This is a genomic window from Microbacterium sp. JZ70, from assembly GCF_053903225.1.
On sequence record NZ_CP096405.1, the window covers coordinates 125,687 to 142,631 of the forward strand.

Sequence of the window (16,945 nt, forward strand, 5' to 3'; positions counted from 1 at the left end):
CTAGCGCCTGAACTTTGCCTGACCGCCCGAGCGCTTCGCAAACTGCTCAGTCGACACGCACGCCAGTCGCCAGACTGCTGACATGTGCCGGTGCGTGTGGCCGTGGGCTTGCCCGCATGTCTCCCCAGCGGTCGCAAGAACCGACCCAGGGCGCGCCAGCGGGGCGCGGGCTACCCCAACCACGCCGAGAGACCCCCAGCGCGTGCCAAGGGTCTCTGGCGCTGGGGTCACCACTCCCAGCAGGGACGGCAGGTAGGAAGAAGGCGAAAGACCTGCCGTCCCAGTCAGGGGAAGATCACGCGGAGGGGTTCGCGTAGGCCATGCCGTTGGCCAGGTTGAACGCGCCGCTGCTGGTGTAGTCCTCCACGTAGGCGAGCGCGGTGGCGACGCCCGCCGACTCGGGCTGTGCCTCCTGGTAGGCCTCGTGCACGTTGATCCAGCCGGACTGACGCGCCACGTGGCCCACGGCATGCGCCATGGCGTCGTCACCGTTGCGCATGGCGTCGGCCAGCACGGCCAGCGCCTCCTTCTCATCGGCGATCTTGCGAGCACGGTCGGCGGCGTCACGCCGGAGCAGGATGCTGTTGGCGTCCATCGGCTGGTTGCCGCGAAGCTCCTTCTCGAGCTTGGCCTTGAAGCTGGAGACGTAGGACTTCTGCTCCTCCAGGACAGCCTTGAGCTGCTCCGCCGTCTGATCGAGGAGCTTGGCGGCATCCTCGTTCTGCGCCTGAGCGCTGAGCCGGTCGTCGTTGAGGATCGCCGCGCGCTTGTCGTAGTACCCCTTCTTGATGGCGGCGGCGCGGTCGTGGAACCTGCCGAGGTTGTCCTTGAGCTCGTTCTCGGCGCGGATCGGCGTGTACTTAGCCATGATGTGATTCCTTCACTGGTTGATGGGTGCCGGGAACCGCCCGGCGCGGGAGTTGATGGTTAGCGGTAGAGACGTGTGCGGCTGGCGTGGCGACTCCCGGCGCTGAAGCCCTCGTCCCAGGCCTCCGCCCTGAGCGCCGCGATAGCCGGTGAGGCCAGCACGGCATCGGCCATCTGCTCGGACGTGAGCGCCGGGTCAAGCTGCTCGATGGTCCGGGCCAGCTCGTCGCGGAGATCGGTCATGCGTGCCTGCCCTTCGGTGTGTGCGCGCGGCCTGCCCAGAACCCGGCTGGCACCTTGGCGGCGACGGCGAAGTCCTCGCACAGGTCACTCACGAGACAGCCGTCGCAGATCGCCTTGCACTCGGCCCTCTGCGCGGGTTTGAGCCCGTCGGCGGTGAACAGAGCCACGCCCGCGCACGGTGGCCGGTACCTGTCCAGCGCGGCGGACAGCGCGTCCCAGGCGGGGTGAGCGTCCACGGGCAGGGCTCCAGGGTTGTTTTCAGCCGTCATGGCGGTGTCCACGGGTCCGGTATCCCCGCACGGTGCGAACGACGAACAGGTCGGGCGCTACCTCCTCGCGCCGAGTGGTGTTGACGGCCTCGACCGCCTCCAGTGCGTGTGCGAAGTAGAGCAAGCTCTTGACCACCTGGAGCCGTACTTCGGGCACCGCAGCCATGCACTCGGAGCGCGTGTGAGCCTGCCCGTCCCGCAGCAGGGACCAGATCCCCTCCCATGCCAGGCTGATGATGGGCCAGCGGGCGTCACCGTCGTTGCGGATGACTTCGACGTAGCGGTTGGGGAACCCCGGCTGAGGGTTCCGGATGGTGTCCGCCGGGGTTGTCATGACGTCACTCCCCTGCGGCGCTGGCGTGCGGTGTCCACGGGCATGGCCGGGGTGCTGGATCGCGGCTGGAGCAGACTCGGCACGATCACGACCGTGGCGATCTCGCGCTCGACCTTGATCCACGACGGGATGCCGTCAGCGTCCTCCGTCACGTGCACCTGCTCGATGTCCAGCCGCTGACCATGGAGGGCTTCGAGGTCGCCGTTGTCAGTCGGGGTGCTCATGATCTAGATGTCCTTTCGATTGAGGCAGAACGCGGCTGAAGTCGTAGATGGCCGATTCCGCCCGATGTGAGTTCGGTTGGGCCAGCCCGGGAGACCCGGCAGGTAGCGCCGTTCTGCGACGCACCGCACGTACTTGGGCTTCTGGATTGGCCCCGGCATCCACCTGTGACGCTCGATGGATGGCCACACAGCCGTGGGGGTTTTCGCTCATGACGTGAGGCCCTTCAGCCGGGGGCACGTCGAGTCGTGCAGGATCGTGACGTGGTGCGCCCCGTGCTGGTCGCGTGTCACCTCGCCGGCGACGGAGTCACAGTCGGGACACCTGTACGACCGCGCGTACTCGACAGCTCGGGGATCAAGGCGCTGACGCCTCGCCTGTGATCGACGCTCTTGTCGGTTCATCGACGCCTCCGAGCGGTGGTGCGCCTGCTGCTGTTACCCCCTGAGTTGCCTGAGTTGGTGTTCCCCCTCAAACCACCCAAATCAGGGGTACTGATATCAAGGGACTTCTCGGCAACACCCAACTCACCCAACTCAGGGGTTGCAGACATAAGCGCGTACTTGCCAGCGGCGTTTTTCGACGCCAGCCCTCGGGCATGGAGCCGAGAGAGTCCGTTACGAATGGCCTGCTTCGAGACGGTCGCCTTCGGGTCGCGGTGAATGACCGCGTATGCCTCGGCGGGAGTCATCGGGCCATGCATGCGGAGCATGTCCATCAGCTCGGTGTTGAGGTCGCCCTGCTTCGCGGCCTTCTCTTGCCGGTGCCGCTCAACGGCGTTCATTCGTGCCTCGAACAGGTTGCTGCCGTCAAGCGTCCAGCCCTCGGCACCCAGGAGGATGGCGTATTCGTCGCCTTCGATGTCGCGCAACTCGCAGACCAGCGTCGCTTCGGCCTCTCGCCGCGACGGTCGGTTCAGCGCGATGATGCCATCCACGGCGGCAGTCAGACCGTGCGCGCCCGACGACGCATCGACGCTGTCGCCGTCCTTGAGCTTGCGGTTGTGGTGCACCACGATGATCGACGCGCCAGGGTCCTCAGCGCAGAGCGTCTGCAAGGGCTGGAGGGTGGCCTTCTCATGCTGGAACTGAGTCATCGCGCTCGGGCGGCTCCCCATGACCCCCGACAGGGTGTCCAGGATGACCAGCGGCGACCTCCCCTTGTGCTTCTCCAGGAAGGTCCGCAGCACGTTGAGTGCCGTGTCCGCGTCGATGTGGTACTCGAAGTTGTCCGGAAGCTCCTCGACGCCGAGCGTCTTGAGGCGGCTCTGGAGACGACGCTCCCCCGACTCAAGATCGAGCAGGAGCACGGGGCGCTTGCGTACCTCGATGACTCCCAGGGCCATTCCTCCCGTTGCGCAGGCGATGGCAAACCCAAGCGTGAGCAGGCTCTTGCCGATCTTGGGAGCGGCGATGAGCAGGTGGCACCCGTCGGGAACCATCCCCGGCACAATCCAGTCCAGCTCGGGGAAGTCCCGCTGGAGCAGGTCGTTGCCCTTCTTCGGAGCGGGGTTCGTGAGAGCTTCGGCGACATCCTCACCGAAGGTCGGGTCGGTGTCCTTGAGCGTCGCCGTAGGTACGGCGCGCCTCTTGCGAGGCTTGCTTGATGTCTTGCTGGCGCTCACTGGCCTGATCCTTTCTGTGCGGACTCGACCACGCGGCGAGCCTCGTAAGGGGTGAAGCCGATGTCCTCAGCGGCCTCGATCAGCTGTTCGATGTGGCGGGCGCTGGCCCCGGCCTCATGCACACGACGAGCCGCCCAATGCACCCCGTTGTGGCGCTCACCGGGCCTCAGGGAGCGGACCCACGAGACCAGCCCGCCGATGTCGTACGTGCCGGTTCCTGCCTCCCGACGCTCCGAGGGCATCTCCAGCACGAGTCGGGCCAGCTCAATCGGCATGTGTGCAATCGGTCGACGGTTCCACCTGTACGGCTGTCCAGTGTCGGGATGCACGCTCGGCGGCATGACCATGTAGCCGTTGGTCTTGAAGTCAATGCCAGACGGGAGCCTCAGCCCGGTGACGTGTTCCCACGGCCGGACGTAGTACAGGTGCCAGCCGCCAGACCCGCTCCGCGTCGTCAAGGTGGCGTTGAGCGGTACACCGGCTGCCCGCTCCAGCGCACGGCGCGAGCCGCCGTTACGGGGGTCTACGTCGAACACAACGACGTTCTCGGGGACGGGCGAACCAATGTTCCAGTCGCCGTCAGCCCACCAGCGTCGGATCCGCTTCGGGTTCCGGGTCGCGTCCTTGTGGCCATGCGGCGTCAGTCCGGTCGTCGGCTGCTTGCCCTTGAGCGGGAGTACCTTCCAGCCCGCCTCGGCCAGCTCCAGAGCGGCGTCCAGCATGCGGCTCATGCGCGCCTCCTCAGCAGGACGGGGAGCTGGCGCATGATCTGCATGAAGCGCTCACGGTCGGCGGTGGCGGAGTCGATCAGCGCCTTGTCCTCCCAGGTGAGGCCAGGTCGCGTGTGAAGCTCCTTGCGGATGTCCTCCAGCACGGCCTTGACGGCCACCTGGAGCACGGCCTCGGCCACGCTGGGACGCAATGTCGACCAGACCTTGGGACGCACCTGCTTGTGCCAGCCGGTGTCGGTGAGGCGGAAGGTGCTCTGCAGTCGCAGGGCTACCTCGGCGTTGATGGAGCCGTCTACGGCGAGGACACGAATGGACTTGTCGAGGATCACGCTTCGGCCTCCTCGTCCTCGTCCAGCTCGACCACGCCATACAGGCGCATCGGCTGGTCCGGGGTGAAGTAGAAGAGACCCAGGCAGTCGTCACCGGGGCACAGAGGGTGCTCGTTGTGGAGGCGCTGGAGCGCATAGGCCAGCTCCCCACGGCTGTCGAACAGGTGCATGTCGTAGGCGTGAGGCCGCTCGGGAGTCCATGTGTCCTCATCGGCGGGGAGCACGTGTACGTAGCCGTACCGCTTGGTGATGTCGGCCAGCACCACGCCACGCTCTGCCCACGGCTCGAACCACTTCGGCTCGGGACCGTCCTTCAGAGCGCCAACGGCCTCAGACTCGGTGAGGCGCTTCTTGCCGGGGAAGTCGGCCTCGATCCAGATGGTGCGGCCACGTCGGGCGGTCACTTGGCACCGCCACGCATCAGCGCCGACAGGCGCTTGAGCTGGCCCTCGCTGAGCGGCGGCGCGCTGGCCAGCGCCTTATCGATGGCGTCCTCGATGATGGTGGCCGCGTGGTTCTGCCGGGCGAGGTGCTCGGCCTTGCGGTCACCACGGTGCCGCGCCTGAGCGATTGCGATCGACGACTGGCGACGCTTGGTGATGAAGGGGTTGACCGGAGCGTCGGTGGTGGCGTCGTCGGTGCTGTGGGTGGTCTTGCTGGACACGAAAAACTCCCCAGGGGAATCAGGTCAGCGCTCGGCTGACTAACTGACTCCCGGTGAGGAGTTGAAGGTGGTGTCACCCCCGTCCGCTTCTTGCATGAGCGGCGTGGAGGCTCGTGTTGTTCAGTTGTGATGGACTCTGGTGCTACCGCGGAACGGGCATCCATCCCCGAGCGCGTGCCCGGTCGAGCATAGGATACAGCTTCTCCGGCTTGAAGTAGCCGTCGTAGGAGCACCAGTCGCACTTGATGCTGTGCCGCATGGTCACTTCGCCGGTCGGCTCAAACAGCAGAGGCTCACGGTGACCCGCTCGCTCCTCGGGGTACACCCGAGCCCAGCCGTCGTCCTCGTGGCGGAAGTACGCCACGGTGCGCGGATCGTGCGGACGTGCCGCTGTGCCCTCGCAGACGAGCTTGGTGGTCGGTTGCATGCCAGCCATTGTTGCCAGGGGGCGTGTCCCGCACCAAATGGATTGTTCGCCCAGCCGCGAGAAAACACCAGGTCAGCAGCTGAACAACTCGTTGCCCTCCCTGGCGTGTCGCGTGCCCAAACGGCTTCCCTGCGACCGCCCCCGTCGGCACGGTGCCATGGGTAGGTGCAGGGCTACCCCAGGAGCCGCCGGGACGCCCTGCGACCGCTCAGCGACAGCAGCGGCCACCCCGTGCTAGCGTCCGAGCATGACCCGGGCACCGGCTTCCCGCGCTGTAGGTGGTTCGGACACACGCTGCGACCAGCAGGTCGCGATGGAGACGGCGTTCGCGGGGCCCGAGAAGATCCGCGAGCGGATCGGCGCGGTCGACGCCGCGACCATCGCGTCGCATGACCCCGAGGCCCTCGTCGAGGCGTTCCGCCAGACGCCGGCGGTGCACCGGTACCCCGGCTCGATGGCGGAGCGCGTGCAGCAGCTGTGCCGCGCGATCGTCGAGGACTGGGACGGCGACGCCGCGCAGCTCTGGACCCGCGGTGACCCTTCGGGCGCCGAGGTCCTGAAGCGGCTGAAGGCCCTGCCCGGATTCGGCGACCAGAAGGCGCGCATCTTCCTCGCGCTCCTCGGCAAGCAGTGCGGCTTCGACGGCTCCGGATGGCGCGAGGCCGCGGGCGCGTACGGCGAGGAGGGCTCCTTCCGCTCGGTCGCCGACATCACGAGCCCCGAGTCGCTCGCCAAGGTGCGCGAGCACAAGCGGGCGATGAAGGCCGCCGCGAAGGCGAAGGCCTGACGGGCCGCGACGCCGTCGAGCTGCTCGACGGCGTCGCGGCCCGCGTGGAGGCGCTCGCTCAGCTCGGACCGGGCGGGAGCGAGGGGATGGCCCCGGAGGTCACGAGCTGAGGACCGCGTCGCGCGACGCGACCTCGACGGAGAGGCGGTTCGCCGGGCGCGGCAGGCCGTAGTGCTCGCGCAGGGTGCGCCCCGTGTACTCCGTGCGGAACAGCCCGCGCTCCTGCAGGATCGGCACGACCTTCTCCGCGAACGCCTCGAGCCCCGACGGCAGCACGGCGGGCATGATGTTGAACCCGTCCGCCGCGCCGGTCTCGAACCACTCCTGGATCGTGTCGGCGACCTGAACGGGGGTGCCGGTGAAGGTCCGGTGCCCGCGACCCCCGCCCAGTCGCCCGATCAGCTCGCGGACGGTCAGGCTCTCGCGCCGGGCGAGCTGGACGATGAGCGTGTAGCGGCTCTTCGCCCCCTCGATCTCGTCCTCATCAGGGAGGTCGTCGGGCAGCGGGCGGTCGAACGCGAGCGACTCGGGGGCGACGCGGAGGGTTCTCGCGAGCTGCTCGCGCGCATACTCCGGCCGGATGAGCCGATCGAGCTCGGCCTCCAGCTCACGGGCCTCCTCCTCCGTGTCGCCGAGGATCGGGACGATGCCCGGGAGGATCTTCACGTGGTCGGGGTCGCGGCCGTTCTCGACGGCCCGCCGCTTGACGTCGTCCGCGAAGGCCCGCGCCTCCTCGATCGTGGGCTGGGCGGTGAAGACCGCCTCGGCCCAGCGCCCCGCGAACGCCTTGCCGTCCTCGCTCGATCCGGCCTGGACGAGCACGGGGTACGCCTGGGGGCTCCGCGGCGCGTTGAGCGGGCCGTCCACACGGAAGTGCGGACCGCGATGGTCGATCGCGCGGACCCGGTCGGCGAGCGTGTGGACGCCCGCCGCCTTGTCGGCCACGACCGCGTCGTCCTCCCACGAGTCCCAGAGCTTCGTCGCGACGTCGAGGAACTCCGAGGCGCGCGCGTAGCGGTCGCGGTGCAGCGGCTGGTCCTCCAGGCCGAAGTTCCGAGCGGCCGCCTCCCCCGCGGTGGTGACGATGTTCCATCCCGCCCGGCCATCCGAGATCCAGTCGACCGACGAGAGGCGCCGGGCGAGATTGAACGGCTCGTTGTACGACGTCGACGCCGTCGCGATGAGCCCGATGCGCGAGGTCGTCACGGCGAGGGCCGCGAGCAGGACGGTCGGCTCGATGCGCCCTTGCGGCCGGCGCCCGACGTCCCCGAAGAGCACGGGCGAGTCCGCGAGGAACAGCGAGTCGAAGCGCGCGTCCTCCGCGATCCGGGCGAGCCGCTGATGATAGGCGAGGTCGAGCAGCGCGTGCGGATCCGCATCGGGCAGCCGCCAGGACGCCTCGTGGTGCCCCGTGTCATGCAGGAACAGGTTCAGGTGCAGCTGTCGCGTGGTCATCTTTCCTCCTTGTCGGCCGCGGTGGCGGCACCGGGTTGCGGGGAGACCCCCAGAGACGCGAGCAGCTGCTCGCGGTAGCGCGCGAACGCGGGATCGTGCGGACTCCGGTCGCGCGGGAGCTCGATCGGGACGTCGAGGGCGAAGCGGCCCTTCTCGATGACGAGGACGCGGTCGGCGAGCAGGACCGCCTCGTCGACGTCGTGCGTGACGAGGAGCACCGCGGGATGGTGGACATCGAGGAGGTTCCGCAGGAGGGCATGCATCCGGATGCGCGTGAGCGCGTCGAGCGCGCCGAACGGCTCGTCTGCGAGGAGCAGCTGCGGCTCGCTCACGAGCGACCGCGCGAGCGCCGCGCGCTGCTGCTCGCCGCCGGACAGCTCATGCGGCCAGGCGCGCTCGCGCCCCGCGAGCCCGACCTCGGCGAGGACGCCGCGTCCGCGTTCGGCGGCGCCCGCCCCGCTCTGCCCGAGGGTCACGTTCTCGAGCACGCGGAGCCACGGCAGCAGCCGGGAGTCCTGGAACACGAGCGAGACGCGCTCGGGGACGAGGACGTCCCCGCCGCCGTCCACCCCGTCGTCGAGGCCGGCCACGGCGCGCAGGAGGGTGCTCTTCCCCGACCCGCTGCGCCCGATGAGGGCGACGAACTCGCCCCGCCCGATGCGCAGGTCGATGCCGTCGAGGACGGTCCGGCCGTCGAACCTCCGCGTCAGGCTCGAGATCTCGACCGCCGCGGTCAGCTGCCCAGGGTGCGTCGCCACGAGAGCGTCCTCCTCTCGAGCAGGCGGACGAGCGCGTCCGAGGCGAAGCCGAATGCGCCGTACACGACGAGGCCGACGAGGATGATGTCGGACTGCGCGTACAGCTGCGCCTGAGACATCATGTAGCCGATTCCCGACGTGGCGTTGATGGTCTCGACGACGATGAGCGCCGTCCACGAGCCGACGACCGCGAGCCGGAATCCGACGAAGAACCCGGGGAGGGCGCCCGGCAGGAGGACCGAGCGCACGTACTGGCGTCGGCTCAGCCCGAGGGATTCCGCGAGCTCGATGTAGCGCCGGTCGATGCCGGTCAGCCCGCTGTAGGTGTTGATGTAGACCGGCACGAGGACCCCGAGCGCGACGACGACGACCTTGAACTCCTCGCCGATGCCGAGCCACAGGATGAGGAGCGGGATCAGCGCGAGGTTCGGGACAGCCCGCTTCACCTGCAGCGTCCCGTCGATGAGGGAGTCGCCGAGCCTGCTCAGACCCGCGAGCACGGCGAGCACGACGCCCGTGACGGTCCCCACCGCGAGTCCGAGCAGCGCGCGCCCCAGCGAGGTGGCGATGCTCTCCCCCAGCCGGCCGTCGGCGATGAGCTCGCCGGCCGTGCGGAGCACGGCATCCGGCCCGGTCAGCAGACGCGGATCGAGGAGGCCCGCCCACGCGGCGGCCTGCCAGACGATGAGCACGAGCAGAGGCCCCAGCAGGCGCGCGCCGGGGAGGCCGGGGCGGCGACCGAGTCGACGCCGACGGCCCTGGCGGACGAGCCCGGGCGCCGCGCCGACGGGCGCGGGGGCGATCGCGATGCGCCCCACGGGGCGGGCGATGGTGGTCATCGTGCGCCTCCTCGGTACTCGGCGGCCACGGCCGCGGCCGCGTCGCCCTCGAACCGGCGGTCGAACAGCACCTCGGCGTCGAAGGTCTCGACGAAACCGCCCTCCGCGAGGAGATCGATCGACGACTGCGCCCAGTCGACGGCGACATCCCAGTCCTCGGGGAACAGCGGGCGGTTGGCCGTCTCCCAGATGCGGTCAGCGTCCGCGGCCGTCACCCCCTCGGTGTCGACGTAGTAGAACTGCTTCCACGCGTCGGCGTTCTCCCAAGCCCAGACCTGGCCCTGCGCCCAGACGCGGATGTAGTCGCGCACCGCGCGCACGTTCTCCTCGTCGGCGAGCAGCTCGGTCGGCACCCAGAGGACGCTGAGCAGGTCCGGTTCCTCCGAGGGGATGGCGATGGCGCCATCCGCCCCGTACTGATCGATGTACTTCGTGACGGCCGGCTCGCTGAGTGGCGCGACGTCGACCTGCCCCGACTGCAGCGCGGTGAGGAACTGCGTGCTCGGGAGGGGGACGAGCTCGACCTCGTCGTTCGCGATCCCCGCTGTCCGGAGAGTGCGGAGCACCGTGTCGCCCTGCGACTGCCCCTGCGAGAACGCGATCTTCTTGCCGCGGAAGTCGTCGAAGCTGTCGATGGAGGAGCCGGCGGCCGTCGCGTAGACGTACGACGGCTCGGGGCGCTCGAGCACCGCGACGATCGTCGCGTCGAACCCGATCGCGTGCGCCTGAATCGGCGGGATGATGGCGTTCTGCGCGATGTCTGCGGCGCCCGCCCGGAACGCCTGGATGACGTCGGGCCCGGCAGAGACGTTGACCCACTCGCCGACCGTGAACGCGGGGCCCTCGAGGTCGGCGCCCGCCGCCTCGAGCTGGAGCTGCGTCGTGCGGCCGGCGACGCGCAGCGTCGTGTCCGCTTCGGGCGCGCCGGACGGCAGAGCGGTCGTGTCGCGCTCGGCGCCGGCCGTCGCCCCCTGGCTGGCCGTCGCGCAGCCCGTCAGGGCCACGAGCGCCGCCGCGGTCATCATCACGACCGCCCGTCGGCTGATCGTCGATGTGCGGAGTGTCCCGTTCATTACTGTCCTTCCCGTGCCTGTCGTCGAGTGCGTTGGGAGAGATCCTGGAAGCCGCGTCGGCCGCCGTCCAATGCCGTGAAGTCGGGAGACGCCTCATGAAGTCGCGTGTCTGCGCATTGCGGCATGTGACGCGCTGCCGAGGGGCCCGTCGACGGCGGGCGAGCGCTCACCGGGCGGCTGAATCCCACTCACCGGGAGAACGGCCCGGATCCGTGCCGGGGCTCTGACAGCATGTCCCGGTGCATCGTCGCGCACGGGGGCGCGGCGAGACGACCCGAGGAGACGACGACGTCATGACCGAGACCGCCGCGCCATCCGCGCGCACCCGCAGCCGCACCTGGATCGGCATCCTCTGCTTCCTCATCGTGGTGTTCGAGGGGTACGACGTCGTCGCCCTGGGGGCCACGATCCCGGTGCTGACCGATCCCGCCATCGGGGGCTTCTCGGTCGGCGAGATGAACCTCGTGAACACGGTCTCGCTCGTCGGGGTCGGGCTCGGCGCGGCGATGATGGGGCGCATCGCAGACCGCTTCGGCCGCCGCACGCCGCTTCTCATCGCGGTCGCCGTCTTCTCCGTCTTCACGATCGCGTTCCCGCTCATGCCCGACGCGGTGTGGATGGGCGCGAGCCGCCTCATCGCGGGCCTCGGGCTCGGCGGCTGCATGCCCGTGGCCCTCGCGATGATGCAGGAGGTCGCTCCGACGGGGCGGCGCGCGCTCGCGAACAACATCCCCATGATCGGCTACCACCTCGGGGCGGTGCTCGCCTCACTCGCGGGGCGGTTCGCCGGCGCGGAGTGGTCGCTCCTCTACTACCTCGGCGGTGGGCTCGGCGTCGTCCTCTTCGCCGTGCTCTGGCTGCGGCTGCCCGAGACGGCCCCCGCCGAGCTGCGCGCGCAGGCCGAGCGCACGTCGATCGCCGACGTCCTGAAGCCGCGCTACGTGCGCTCCTCGATCGGACTCTGGGTCGCGACGTTCATGGGCCTCGTGCTCGTGTACGGCCTGAACGCGTGGCTGCCGAAGATCATGGGGGCAGCGGGCTACCCGGTCGCCGACTCGCTCATCATGCTGTTCGTGCTGAACCTCGGGGCCATCGCCGGGCTCGTAATCAGCGCCTTCGCGGCCGACGCCCGCGGCATCAAGGGCGTCGGCATGATCTGGTTCGGCGCCGCGGCGGTGCTCCTCGTCGTGCTGTCGATCCCGTTCGACTCGCAGCTCGTGCTCACGACGGCGATCTTCGTCACGGGGGTCTTCGTCTTCAGCGCCCAGACCCTCATGTACGCGTTCGCGGGGCACGTCTATCCGCGCACCCTCGTCGCGACCGGCATCGGGCTCACCTCGGGCATCGGCCGTTTCGGCGCGATCGTGGGCCCCTGGGCGACCGGGCTCATGGTCGCGGCCGGAACCGCCTACCCCGGGGCGTTCTACCTCTACGCCGGCGCCGCGGTGCTGGCCGTGCTCGCCGTGCTGCAGATCCCGAGGCCCGGCGCCCGCCCCTGAGGGCGGACACGCAGAAGCGCCCCGTCCGGCTCCGGGTGACCCGCTCGGCCGGACGGGGCGCTTCTGCGCCGATCAGGCGCCGCGGAGGCGCTCGGCGAGGTAGGCGTGCAGACCCTCGAGCGGGATGCGCTCCTGGCCCATCGTGTCGCGGTCGCGGACCGTGACCGCGCGGTCCTCGAGCGAGTCGAAGTCGACCGTGACGCAGAACGGCGTGCCGATCTCGTCCTGACGGCGGTAGCGGCGGCCGATCGCACCGGCGTCGTCGAAGTCGACGTTCCACGAGACCCGCAGCTGATCGGCGACCTCGCGGGCGAGCGGCGAGAGGCGCTCGTTGCGCGACAGCGGGAGGACGGCGACCTTGACCGGAGCGAGGCGCGGGTCGAGGCGGAGCACGGTGCGGGTGTCGGTGCCGCCCTTCGCGTTCGGCACCTCCTCCTCGCGGTACGCGTCGACGAGGAACGCCATCATCGAGCGGGTGAGGCCGAACGACGGCTCGATGACGTACGGCACGTACTTCTCACCCGAGGCCTGGTCGAAGAACGAGAGGTTCGAGCCGGAGTGCTCGATGTGGTTCGACAGGTCGAAGTCGGTGCGGTTGGCGATGCCCATGAGCTCGCCCCAGCCCTTGCCTGCGAAGCCGAACTCGTACTCGACGTCGATCGTGCGGTCGGAGTAGTGCGCGCGCTCGCCGTCCGGGACGTCGAACTTGCGCATGTGCGCCGGGTCGATGCCGAGGTCGACGAACCAGTTCCAGCATGCGTCGACCCAGTGCTCGAACCACTCGCCGGCCTCGGCCGGGGGCACGAAGAACTCGATCTCCATCTGCTCGAACTCGCGGGTGCGGAAGATGAAGTTGCCGGGCGTGATCTCGTTGCGGAACGCCTTGCCGACCTGGCCGACGCCGAACGGGGGCTTCTTGCGCGCGGCCGTCACGACGTTCGCGAAGTTCACGAAGATGCCCTGGGCCGTCTCGGGGCGCAGGTAGTGCAGGCCCGACTCGTCGTCGACGACGCCCACGTAGGTCTTCATGAGGCCCGAGAACGAGCGCGGCTCGGTCCACTGGCCGCGCGTGCCGCAGTCGGGGCACACGATGTCGGCCATCCCGTTCTCGGGGGCACGCCCCTTCTTGGCCTCGTACGCCTCGATGAGGTGGTCCTCGCGGTGGCGCTTGTGGCACTGCAGGCACTCGACGAGCGGATCGGTGAAGGTCGCGACGTGGCCGGACGCCTGCCAGACCTTCGTCGGCAGGATGATCGACGAGTCGAGGCCGACCATGTCGCCGCGGCCGCGCACGAACGTCTGCCACCACTGACGGCGGATGTTCTCCTTGAGCTCGGTGCCGAGGGGGCCGTAGTCCCACGCGGACCTCGAACCGCCGTAGATCTCGCCCGCTTGGAACACGAACCCGCGATGACGGGCGAGGGCGATGACTTTGTCGAGGCGGGACTGCTCGGCCACGGTGGCTCCAATGGTCGGAAAGGGGGCGAGGGCGCCGTGAGCGGTTCCGCGACGGGATCCGGGCACCCCCTCAATCCTAGTCCGCGGGTCCGGCGGGGTCGGCCTCCGCCGGACCCGCGCCGAGCGCCGTGCCGCCGGCCTGCGCGCGGGCGAGCGCGTCCGAGATCGCAGCGGACGTGTGCGCGAGCTGGTTCAGGGCGACGAGGACGCGCGTCTGCGCCGCCGCGCCCTGCAGCAGCGCCCGCGCGACGGCATCCCGGGTGCCGTCCGTGCGGATGGACGCGATGTCCTCGCGGGCGAACTCGGCGAGCATCCGCGCGTACCGGGCGAGGGTCTCCCGCCCGAACGTGACGCCGACCGCCTCCGCATCGCGCAGGGCCGCGGAGAGCGCGTCGCGCGCGACGCTCGTCGCGTCGGGCCATCCGACATCGGCGAGCAGCCTCGGCACGCGCGCGTCCTGCCCGGCGTCGCCCGCGCGCAGCCCCGTCGCGATGAGCTGGCACTCCTCCATGATGTCCAGGAGCGGGACGCCGGGGTCGTCGATGCGCACGACGAGCGCCCGGATCCGCGCGATCGGCAGGTCGAACTCCTCCCGCAGCGTGCGCACGAGCGCGATCCGCTCGACGTGCCCCTCGCCGTAGACGGCGGTGGTCTGGTTGCGGAGCTCGCCGGGCGGCAGGATCCCTTCCCGGATCCAGAACTTGAGCGTCGCGGTCGATGTGCGGGTGCGCGCGGCCAGTTCGCTGAGCTTCATGCCCCTCCTCGGATAGCGCGGCGGCGCGGCGCTATCCAGGATGCGCCGCGTTGGATAGTGACTCTATCTTGTGAGCATGGACCCGCACGCGCTCCTCATCCCGATCCACGCGATCGCGGCATCGCTCGTCATCCTCCTCGCGCCGGTCAACATCCTCCGTCGTCGCAAGGACCGCGCACACAAGACCCTCGGCCGCACGTGGGTCATCGCCATGTACCTCGTCTGCGTCTCGGGGATGTTCATCTACACGATCGGCGGCTTCACCGTCTTCCACGCGCTCGCGATCTTCACGTTCGCCACCACGACCCTCGGCGTGATCGCCATCCGCCGCGGCGATGTGCGCTCGCACATCGGCAACATGGTGGGCTCCTGGCTGGGCGCACTCGCCGCCGGCGCGTTCGCGGCATTCGTCCCCGGCCGCTTCATCCCCACGCTCGCCGTGTCGGACCCCGTGGTGCTCTGGTCGGCCGTCGCCGCGATCGTCATCGCCGCGACGGCGTGGGTCGCGTTCGTCCTCGCGCGCTTCGGCGCCCCGGCCCGCCGTCGCGTGCCGCGGGCAGCGCTCATCCGCTGACGGCGGGAGGCGTCACCGGGCCGCCTGCGCCGCTGCCGCGGCACGCGCGAGCCACGCGGGCGTCGCGCCGGGCCGCTGCGGCGGCACGAGCCGCCCCGCCTCGCAGTCCTCGACGAGCTGACGCGCCCGGCGCTCGCGCGTGGTCTCCTGCTTCGCCGACATGATCCAGTGGCGGACGGCCTTGCGGTAGCCCGGCGTCGCCTCGGCGAGGAAGGCGACCGCGCCCGGCGAGGCGTCGACGATCGCCTGTAGCGGGGCCGTGAGCTCGGCCTCGGGATTCTCGTGCGAGTACGTCCCGGTGCGCGCCTCGGTGCGGCGCTCGAACGCGGCGATCCCGGCGGGGTGCATCCGCCCCTCCGCGAGCAGCCGCTCGACGTGCGCGATGTTGACGCGCGACCAGGTGCTCCCGCGCTTGCGCGGGGTCCAGCGCTGCCGCCTCGAGTCGTCGTCGATCCTCTGCGAGACCGAGTCGATCCATCCGAAGCACAGCGCCTCGATCACGGCATCGCCCCACGTGAGCCCGCGGTCGGGCACATGCGCGAGCCGCAGGCCCATCCACAGCTCGGTCGCGGTGTCGTGGTTCCGCTCGAGCCACGCGCGGAACTCCGCGGCGTCGCGGAAGAACACGGCGGGCCGCTCGGGGGTCCCTCCCGGAGTGCCGGGCTCGGGGGAAGTGCTCACGCGAACAGGATGGCACGCGGCGCCGACACCGACGCGACGGTGCGGATGGCGGGTGCCGATGGAGGGCGGATGGCGGGCGCCGATGTCCGGGACGGATGGCACGATGGGGGCATGGCAGCGGCTGCGGCGTCCTCTCCCCCGATCGGCATCGTGTTCCGTCCCCAGTCCCCGCCCGAGGAGCTCGTCGCCGTCGCGCGTGCCGCCGACGCCGCGGGGGTCGCGGAGCTGTGGCTCTGGGAGGACTGCTTCCTCGAAGGCGGCCTCACGACCGCGACGGCGGCGCTCGTTGCGACCGAGCGGCTGAAGGTCGGCATCGGCCTGCTTCCCGTGCCGCTGCGGAACCCCGCGCTCGCGGCGATGGAGGTCGCCACGATCGAGCGACTCGCGCCGGGCCGGTTCATCGCCGGCTTCGGCCACGGCGTGCTCCCGTGGATGGGCCAGGTCGGCGCGAGGGTCGCGTCGCCCCTGACGCTGCTGCGCGAGTACGTCGGCGCCGTGCGCTCGCTCCTCGACGGGGAGATGGTCGACGTGGCAGGGCGGTACGTGAAGCTCGACGGCGTCTCGCTCGGATGGCCGCCCGCCACCGCGCCGGAGATCACGATCGGAGGGAGCGGGCCGAAGACCCTGCGCCTCGCCGGAGAGATCGGCGACTCGGTCCTGCTCGACGCCTCGATCGACGTCGAGGGCCTGCGTCGCGCACGGGCGATCATCGACGAGGGACGCCAGGCCTCAGGGCGCGGAGGACGCGCCCGCGTGCGCGTCTACACGGAGATCGACCCTCGGGCCGATGCGCTCGAGAACCGCATCGCCGACCGCATCGCCGAGCTCGTCGACGCCGGGGCCGACGCCGTCGCGTTCCAGGGCACGGACGAGGCGCCCGACCCGAGGCCGCTGCTCGACGCGCTCCCGGGCTGAGCCGCGCAGGTCAGCCCCAGGGACTTCCGCCCTCGCCCGTCGTGAGCGGGCGGAGGTCGCGCGGCGGCGGCCACGGCAGCTCGATGAGCTCATAGGGCACGTCGATCGCGCCGAAGTCGTCGGTCTTCACGACGACGCGTCCGGGAGCGACGACGCCGCCCTCGAGCCGATCGGGAGAGAACTCGACCAGGCGGACGCGCACGTCGCGGCCATCCGGCCGGCGCAGCATCCACACATCCGCCATCCACGACAGACCCTGGCGCTCGAGCGCCTCCTCCGCCTCGAGCCAGTCGACCGAGCTCGTGACATCGGCGCCGAAGAGCGACACGGCGACCCAGCCGTCGCCATCCGGACGCACCCAGCCCACGAGCTCGCCGTCCGAGGCGCGGCGGTGCGGGATCCAGTCGGGCGTGATCATGTCCTCACCCTAGGCGGAGCCCGT

The 16,945-nt window shown here is 70.3% G+C and carries 23 protein-coding genes; 4 read left to right on the forward strand and 19 right to left on the reverse strand.

Features of this window, described 5'->3' with window-relative positions; all coding sequences use genetic code 11:
• Window positions 1-295: 295 nt before the first annotated feature.
• From M1D46_RS00485 to M1D46_RS00535, 11 genes are all read right to left on the reverse strand, one after another.
• Window positions 296-868: a hypothetical protein gene (locus tag M1D46_RS00485; protein WP_456286240.1), complete on the reverse strand. Its 573-nt coding sequence runs from the start codon at window positions 866-868 to the stop codon at window positions 296-298.
• A 59-nt stretch (window positions 869-927) separates the two neighbouring features.
• Window positions 928-1,110, reverse strand: a complete 183-nt coding sequence (locus M1D46_RS00490; protein WP_456286241.1) for a hypothetical protein — start codon at window positions 1,108-1,110, stop codon at window positions 928-930.
• The gene (locus tag M1D46_RS00495; protein ID WP_456286242.1) at window positions 1,107-1,391 is read right to left on the reverse strand and encodes a WhiB family transcriptional regulator; all 285 of its coding nucleotides are present in this window, start codon (window positions 1,389-1,391) and stop codon (window positions 1,107-1,109) included. The genes M1D46_RS00490 and M1D46_RS00495 overlap by 4 nt, the downstream gene beginning before the upstream one ends.
• Window positions 1,369-1,713 (reverse strand): hypothetical protein, encoded by a 345-nt coding sequence (locus tag M1D46_RS00500; protein ID WP_456286243.1) that lies wholly within the window; start codon window positions 1,711-1,713, stop codon window positions 1,369-1,371. The genes M1D46_RS00495 and M1D46_RS00500 overlap by 23 nt, the downstream gene beginning before the upstream one ends.
• Entirely contained in the window at window positions 1,710-1,937 is a 228-nt protein-coding gene (locus tag M1D46_RS00505; protein ID WP_456286244.1) for a hypothetical protein, read from the reverse strand. Before M1D46_RS00505 ends, M1D46_RS00500 begins: the two co-directional genes overlap by 4 nt.
• A 398-nt stretch (window positions 1,938-2,335) precedes the next feature.
• On the reverse strand, window positions 2,336-3,559 hold the full coding sequence (locus M1D46_RS00510) for an AAA family ATPase (protein WP_456286245.1): 1,224 nt from the start codon (window positions 3,557-3,559) through the stop codon (window positions 2,336-2,338).
• On the reverse strand, window positions 3,556-4,290 hold the full coding sequence (locus M1D46_RS00515) for a bifunctional DNA primase/polymerase (RefSeq protein ID WP_456286246.1): 735 nt from the start codon (window positions 4,288-4,290) through the stop codon (window positions 3,556-3,558). Before M1D46_RS00515 ends, M1D46_RS00510 begins: the two co-directional genes overlap by 4 nt.
• Window positions 4,287-4,619 carry a hypothetical protein gene (locus M1D46_RS00520; RefSeq protein WP_456286247.1) on the reverse strand — a complete coding sequence of 111 codons (333 nt, stop codon included), beginning with the start codon at window positions 4,617-4,619 and terminating at the stop codon, window positions 4,287-4,289. The genes M1D46_RS00515 and M1D46_RS00520 overlap by 4 nt, the downstream gene beginning before the upstream one ends.
• Window positions 4,616-5,023, reverse strand: a complete 408-nt coding sequence (locus tag M1D46_RS00525) for a hypothetical protein (RefSeq protein WP_456286248.1) — start codon at window positions 5,021-5,023, stop codon at window positions 4,616-4,618. The genes M1D46_RS00520 and M1D46_RS00525 overlap by 4 nt, the downstream gene beginning before the upstream one ends.
• On the reverse strand, window positions 5,020-5,283 hold the full coding sequence (locus M1D46_RS00530; protein WP_456286249.1) for a hypothetical protein: 264 nt from the start codon (window positions 5,281-5,283) through the stop codon (window positions 5,020-5,022). The genes M1D46_RS00525 and M1D46_RS00530 overlap by 4 nt, the downstream gene beginning before the upstream one ends.
• Window positions 5,284-5,425: 142 nt before the next feature.
• Complete coding sequence (locus M1D46_RS00535) at window positions 5,426-5,710, reverse strand: hypothetical protein (protein ID WP_456286250.1); 285 nt, start codon at window positions 5,708-5,710, stop codon at window positions 5,426-5,428.
• 247 nt (window positions 5,711-5,957) lie between these two features.
• Between M1D46_RS00535 and M1D46_RS00540 the strand changes: the two genes are divergently transcribed.
• On the forward strand, window positions 5,958-6,497 hold the full coding sequence (locus M1D46_RS00540; RefSeq protein WP_456286251.1) for an HhH-GPD-type base excision DNA repair protein: 540 nt from the start codon (window positions 5,958-5,960) through the stop codon (window positions 6,495-6,497).
• Between the two features lie 99 nt (window positions 6,498-6,596).
• Here the strand turns inward: M1D46_RS00540 and M1D46_RS00545 are convergent, their stop codons facing one another.
• Genes M1D46_RS00545 through M1D46_RS00560 form a run of 4 tightly spaced genes read right to left on the reverse strand, consistent with a single transcriptional unit; the run spans window position 6,597 to window position 10,622 of the window.
• Entirely contained in the window at window positions 6,597-7,952 is a 1,356-nt protein-coding gene (locus M1D46_RS00545) for an LLM class flavin-dependent oxidoreductase (RefSeq protein ID WP_456286252.1), read from the reverse strand.
• Complete coding sequence (locus M1D46_RS00550) at window positions 7,949-8,710, reverse strand: ABC transporter ATP-binding protein (RefSeq protein WP_374727752.1); 762 nt, start codon at window positions 8,708-8,710, stop codon at window positions 7,949-7,951. The genes M1D46_RS00545 and M1D46_RS00550 overlap by 4 nt, the downstream gene beginning before the upstream one ends.
• On the reverse strand, window positions 8,686-9,549 hold the full coding sequence (locus M1D46_RS00555) for an ABC transporter permease (RefSeq protein ID WP_456286253.1): 864 nt from the start codon (window positions 9,547-9,549) through the stop codon (window positions 8,686-8,688). The genes M1D46_RS00550 and M1D46_RS00555 overlap by 25 nt, the downstream gene beginning before the upstream one ends.
• On the reverse strand, window positions 9,546-10,622 hold the full coding sequence (locus M1D46_RS00560) for an ABC transporter substrate-binding protein (protein ID WP_456283985.1): 1,077 nt from the start codon (window positions 10,620-10,622) through the stop codon (window positions 9,546-9,548). The genes M1D46_RS00555 and M1D46_RS00560 overlap by 4 nt, the downstream gene beginning before the upstream one ends.
• A 293-nt stretch (window positions 10,623-10,915) precedes the next feature.
• On the opposite strand from M1D46_RS00560, the gene M1D46_RS00565 reads away from it, so the two are divergent.
• Window positions 10,916-12,121 carry an MFS transporter gene (locus tag M1D46_RS00565; RefSeq protein WP_456286254.1) on the forward strand — a complete coding sequence of 402 codons (1,206 nt, stop codon included), beginning with the start codon at window positions 10,916-10,918 and terminating at the stop codon, window positions 12,119-12,121.
• A 72-nt stretch (window positions 12,122-12,193) separates the two neighbouring features.
• Here the strand turns inward: M1D46_RS00565 and M1D46_RS00570 are convergent, their stop codons facing one another.
• Both M1D46_RS00570 and M1D46_RS00575 read right to left on the reverse strand, forming a co-directional pair.
• Entirely contained in the window at window positions 12,194-13,579 is a 1,386-nt protein-coding gene (locus tag M1D46_RS00570) for a glycine--tRNA ligase (protein WP_324013740.1), read from the reverse strand.
• A 76-nt stretch (window positions 13,580-13,655) separates the two neighbouring features.
• A complete protein-coding gene (locus tag M1D46_RS00575) occupies window positions 13,656-14,333 on the reverse strand; it encodes a MerR family transcriptional regulator (RefSeq protein WP_324013738.1) in 678 nt (225 codons plus the stop codon).
• Window positions 14,334-14,409: 76 nt separating this feature from the next.
• Here M1D46_RS00575 and M1D46_RS00580 point away from each other — a divergent pair, with 76 nt between their 5' ends.
• Complete coding sequence (locus tag M1D46_RS00580; RefSeq protein WP_456286255.1) at window positions 14,410-14,907, forward strand: DUF2306 domain-containing protein; 498 nt, start codon at window positions 14,410-14,412, stop codon at window positions 14,905-14,907.
• A gap of 12 nt (window positions 14,908-14,919) precedes the next feature.
• Here the strand turns inward: M1D46_RS00580 and M1D46_RS00585 are convergent, their stop codons facing one another.
• Window positions 14,920-15,588 carry a YdeI/OmpD-associated family protein gene (locus tag M1D46_RS00585; RefSeq protein ID WP_271172945.1) on the reverse strand — a complete coding sequence of 223 codons (669 nt, stop codon included), beginning with the start codon at window positions 15,586-15,588 and terminating at the stop codon, window positions 14,920-14,922.
• A gap of 9 nt (window positions 15,589-15,597) precedes the next feature.
• Between M1D46_RS00585 and M1D46_RS00590 the strand changes: the two genes are divergently transcribed.
• The gene (locus tag M1D46_RS00590) at window positions 15,598-16,503 is read left to right on the forward strand and encodes an LLM class flavin-dependent oxidoreductase (RefSeq protein WP_456286256.1); all 906 of its coding nucleotides are present in this window, start codon (window positions 15,598-15,600) and stop codon (window positions 16,501-16,503) included.
• A gap of 10 nt (window positions 16,504-16,513) precedes the next feature.
• Here M1D46_RS00590 and M1D46_RS00595 read toward each other — a convergent pair whose 3' ends face one another.
• A complete protein-coding gene (locus tag M1D46_RS00595) occupies window positions 16,514-16,921 on the reverse strand; it encodes a hypothetical protein (RefSeq protein WP_282978781.1) in 408 nt (135 codons plus the stop codon).
• Between the last annotated feature and the right edge of the window lie 24 nt (window positions 16,922-16,945).